Raw genomic sequence first — 4,571 nt, forward strand, 5'->3', positions numbered from 1 at the left:
GCCCAGCCCATGATCATGCCGTCGGCGGGGGTGGTCTTGACCAGCTCGTCCAGGCTGTGTCGACGCCGGCGGGCGGCCACCACCAAGGGGCCATACTCGACGAAGCTTCCCGGATCGACCAGGTCCTCGACGTTCTCGCGCGCGGTGCGTTGGCCGGTCTTACGCCGCCGCGCGACGGCCTCGGGACGGGCGGCGTCGAGCGTCAGTTCGTGGCGCGCCATTACCTCGGCCGGGTCAGGGCGAATGAAATCGAGGTCGATCGCCTCTTCTTCGCCGCCGGCGCCGCCCGCGACCTCAGCTTCCTCGATGAAGGCCAGGGGGTGGCCCTCAAACACCGTTTCGCCGGTCACCACAGCCACCTGCCGCACAATGCCCGAGACCTCCGCGGCGATGACATGCTCCATCTTCATGGATTCCATGATCATCAGCGGCTGGCCGGCGCGCACCTCGACGCCCACCACCACCAAGATGCCGATCACCGTCCCCTGGAGCGGCGCGCGGAGCGCTTTGGTCCCTTCGGCCCCCTCGGATTCTCGATCTTCCGTGTGCTGCTCGAGTTCCTGCTTGCCCAGCGCCAAAACCGCCAGGGGATCGACGGCGTCGATCTGATAGCCGACTCGCTGAGGCGCCGCGGCGCCCTTCGCGGGCGCGTCGAAATAGAGCTTGCGGTGCGACTCGGCGCCGCCGACCAGCTCGGCGATGTGAGCGTCGATGAAACGGGTATGCACGTCACCCGCCGCCACCTCCGGGCGAGCCAGAAGGTGCTGCAGGAAGGCGATGTTGTTGGCCGAGCCCTCGAGGCGGAACTCACTCGTCGCCCGGTAGGCCTTTGCCACGGCGCGTTCCAGACCGCCGGCGCCGGCATGGACGATCACCTTGGCCAGCAGGCTGTCGAACCGCGCGCTGGTGCGGTAGCCGGCGTAGCCGAACCCGTCCACCCGGACCCCCGGCCCCGACGGCGGCTCGAAGGCGGTCAGCACTCCGCCCGCCGGCTTCGCCGAGCCGTCCGCCGCCATGGTCTCCAGATTGATCCGCACCTGCACCGCATGCCCGCGCGGGGCCGGAACCTCCGCCTGCGTCAGCCCGAGGTCTGCCAGCGACCGCCCATCTGCGACCTGCAGCTGAACCCTGACCAGGTCCAGGCCGGTAATCTCCTCGGTGACCGTATGCTCCACCTGCAGCCGCGCGTTGCCCTCGATGAAGACGAAGCTCTCGCCGTCAACCAGGAACTCCATGGTCCCGAGGCTCCGGTAATCCGCGGCCCGGCCCAGGCTGACGGCGGCGGCGAACAGCGCCTCGCGCTGCGCCATCGGCAGGACATCGGCCGGAGCGATCTCCACCAGCTTCTGGCGCTGGCGCTGCAGGCTGCACTCGCGGTCCCAAAGGTGGCTCACCTCGACGCCGTCGCCGACGATCTGCACCTCGATGTGCCGCGCGTGGGGCAGGAAGCGTTCCATATAGAGGTCGCCATTTCCGAAGGCGGCCTTGGCCTCCGACGCGCACCGCTCGAAGGCGGCTTCCAGCTCGTCCGTGGACGTCACCGGCCGCATGCCGCGTCCGCCGCCTCCGGCCACCGCCTTGACCATTGCCGCGCCGGCGGCTGGCCCATCGAAGAAGGCGAGGGCCTCGGCCAGCGTGGTCGGCCCGTCGGTGCCGGCCAGCACCGGTACGCCGCATTGCTGCGCCAGGGCCCGGGCCCGGCCCTTGTCGCCGAACAGTGAGAGCGTCTCAGGCGTGGGCCCGACGAAGGTCAGGCCGGCGTCAGCGCAGGCTTGGGCGAAGGCGGCGTTCTCAGACAGGAACCCATAGCCCGGGTGCACGGCGTCGCACGCCTCGGCCTGGGCCGCGGCGACCACCTGGGCGATGTCGAGATAGGCCGCCGGACCGGACCCCTTCAGGCCGACCGCCTGGTCCGCCTTGCGAGTGTGCAGCGAGGCCGCGTCGTCCTCGGAGAACACCGCCACCGTGGCGATCCCCATCTCCGCGGCGGTGCGCGCGATGCGGATGGCGATCTCGCCCCGGTTGGCGATCAGAAGCTTCTGCACGTGACGTCCCCGTTCGACGGACGGTCTGCCGCCGCCTCGGGGGACATCATGCCGTTGCAAGCATCGCGCCCACAAGGTGCTCCCCCACAGGGGGAGCTGTCAGCGAAGCTGACTGAGGGGGTTTCCCCTCCGGCGTTGGGGACGTCGGCTGTCGCAGGCTCGGCGGGGCAAGCCCCCTCCGGCGCTTCGCGCCCCTTCCCCTTAGGGGAGGATTTATGCGCCCCTACGCCTTCAGCTGCGTCGTATCGATCGGCAGGGACCGGATCCGCTTGCCCGTTGCGGCGAAGATGGCGTTGCAGAGCGCCGGGATCACCGGCGGCAGGGCGGGTTCGCCCAGGCCGGTCGGCGAATAGTCGGTCATCACGAACTTGACCTCCACCGGCGGCGCGTCGGCCATCTTCAGCAAGCGGTATTCCGCGAAGTTGCTGGGGGTCGCCGCGCCGTTCTTGATGGTGATCTTCTGGTAGAGCGCGTGGCTGATGCCCTCCAGCGCCGCGCCCTGCACCTGGTTCATGGCGCCCGCCGGATTGATGATCTGGCGGCCCACGTCGGCGGCCACCCAGACCTTCTCGATCTTGATCGCGCCCTCCTTGGAGACCGCGGCCTGCACAACCTCGGCGAAGTAGCCCAGGTGGCTGAAGTGGAAGGCGACGCCCATGCCGCTGCCCTGGGGCAACTTGGCGCGATCCTTCCAGCCGCTCATCTGTTCGACGGCGGCCAGCACGCCCTTCATCCGCCCGGCGTTGTAGCTGGACGGTCCCTCGCCCACCATCGGCTTATCGCCCAGGAGCCTCATGCGGAAGGCCAGCGGGTCGGCGCCCGCCGCATGCGCCAGCTCGTCGATGAAGCTCTGGTTGACGAAGGCCAGGGCGTTGGAGCCCGGCGCCCGCAACGGCCCGGTAGGCACGCCGGTCGAGATCGTCGACTGGTCGATCCGGCAGTTGGGCACGAAACGGCTGGGGAACTCCGTCGCGCCCATGCCGGCGCTGGAGGCGACCTTGTCGCCCTCGCCGAATGTCACGAAATGGTCCTGCCAGGCCACCAAATTGCCGGCCGCATCCACGCCGCCCTTGTAGAAGTGGTAGCCGGCGGGCCGGTAGAAGTCGTGGTGCATGTCGTCTTCACGCGTCCACAGGAGCTTCACCGGGGCCCCGGTTTCGCGCGCGATCCAGGCCGCCTCGACCATATAGTCGTTGGAGAGCCTGCGCCCGAAGCCGCCGCCGCAGCGGGTCATGTGGACGGTGATGTCCTCCGGCTTGATACCGAGGGTCTTGGCGCAGAGCTGGCGGCCCGGCTCGGGGTTCTGGGTCGGGGACCAGATCTCCAGCTTGCCGTCCTTGAACTGGGCCGTGGTGTTCTGCGGCTCCAGCGGGGCGTGGGAGATGAAGGGATAGGAATAGGCGGCTTCCACCTTGTGCGCCGCGCCGGCCAGGGCTGCGTCGACGTCACCGTCCTTGCGCAGGCTGGTCATCGGCGGGCCGGCGTTCAGCTCCAGGGCCCGCTTGTCGTAATCCGCGCTCGACTGCTTGGAGGTCGGATGATCCGCCCACTGCGTATTGAGCGCGTTGCGGCCCTTGCGCGCCGCCCACCAGCTGTCGCCGACCACCGCCACGCCGGGCAGCAGGCCGGACAGGTCCGCGCCGCCGTCGACGACGAACGCCTTCTTCACGCCCTTAACGGCGCGCGCGGCGTCCAGGTTGGCGCTGGCCACCTTGGCCCCGAACACCGGCGCCTTTTCGTAGGTCGCGTAGAGCATCCCGGGCACGCGCACGTCGATGCCGAATAGCGGCTGGCCGCTGACGATCTTTGCGGTGTCGTACTGCTGCTTGGCCTTGCCGATGATCTTGTAGGTCTTGGGGTCCTTCAGCGCGATCGTCTTGGGATCGGGCGCGGCCACGCCGGCGCACTGGCCGGCGAGCGAGCCGTAGGAGGCCTTGCGGCCCGTGGAGACGTGGATCACGTGCCCCGCGTCGGTCTTGCAGTCGCCGGACGGGCAGTTCCACGCCGTCGCCGCGGCGTTGACCAGCATGGCGCGGGCGACGGCGCCCACCTTGCGCAGGTCGTCCCAGTTCAGCGGGGTCGCCATGCTGCCGCCGGCGAACTGGCGGCCGTAGAGCTTGGGATCGTTGTCGGCCTGTTCGATGCGGACGTTCTCCCAGGCGACATCCAGTTCCTCGGCGATGATCATCGGCAGGCTGGTCTTGATGCCCTGACCGATCTCCGGGTTCTTGCCCATGATGGTGACGATGCCGTCGGGCGCGATGCGCACATAGGCGTTCAGCGCCTGGGCGCCGGCGCCCTCGGCGGCGCCCGCCTTCGGGGCGATGGAGAAGGACAGCACCAGGCCGCCGCCGACGACGGAGGCCTTCAGGACGTCGCGCCGCGAGGCGCCGGTGATTTCGAGGGTCATGAGCCTACGCCTTCACCTTCTGGCCGGAGGCCTGTTTGATCGCAGCCCGGATGCGCGTGTAGGTGGCGCAGCGGCAGATGTTGGTCATGGCCGCGTCGATGTCGGCGTCGGTTGGC

2 protein-coding genes and 1 pseudogene are annotated in these 4,571 nt (G+C 69.3%); all 3 read right to left on the reverse strand.

The genetic code is table 11. The annotated features are described in order from the left end of the window. Window positions 1-2,045, reverse strand: a 2,045-nt coding sequence (locus tag E8A12_RS16300; protein WP_293370706.1) for a biotin carboxylase N-terminal domain-containing protein, incomplete at its 3' end; no start/stop codon positions are given. A gap of 223 nt (window positions 2,046-2,268) precedes the next feature. Next, on the reverse strand, window positions 2,269-4,455 hold the full coding sequence (locus tag E8A12_RS16305) for a xanthine dehydrogenase family protein molybdopterin-binding subunit (protein ID WP_293370708.1): 2,187 nt from the start codon (window positions 4,453-4,455) through the stop codon (window positions 2,269-2,271). Window positions 4,456-4,459: 4 nt separating this feature from the next. Next, window positions 4,460-4,571, reverse strand: a pseudogene (locus E8A12_RS16310) ((2Fe-2S)-binding protein); the annotation flags it as partial.

It is taken from the genome of Phenylobacterium sp. (genome assembly GCF_004799395.1).
Taxonomy (GTDB): domain Bacteria; phylum Pseudomonadota; class Alphaproteobacteria; order Caulobacterales; family Caulobacteraceae; genus Phenylobacterium.

Excerpts from the sequence above, each read along its gene's own strand:
- E8A12_RS16305 (WP_293370708.1), bottom strand. The coding sequence starts at position 4,455 with ATGACCCTCGAAATCACCGGCGCCTCGCGGCGCGACGTCCTGAAGGCC.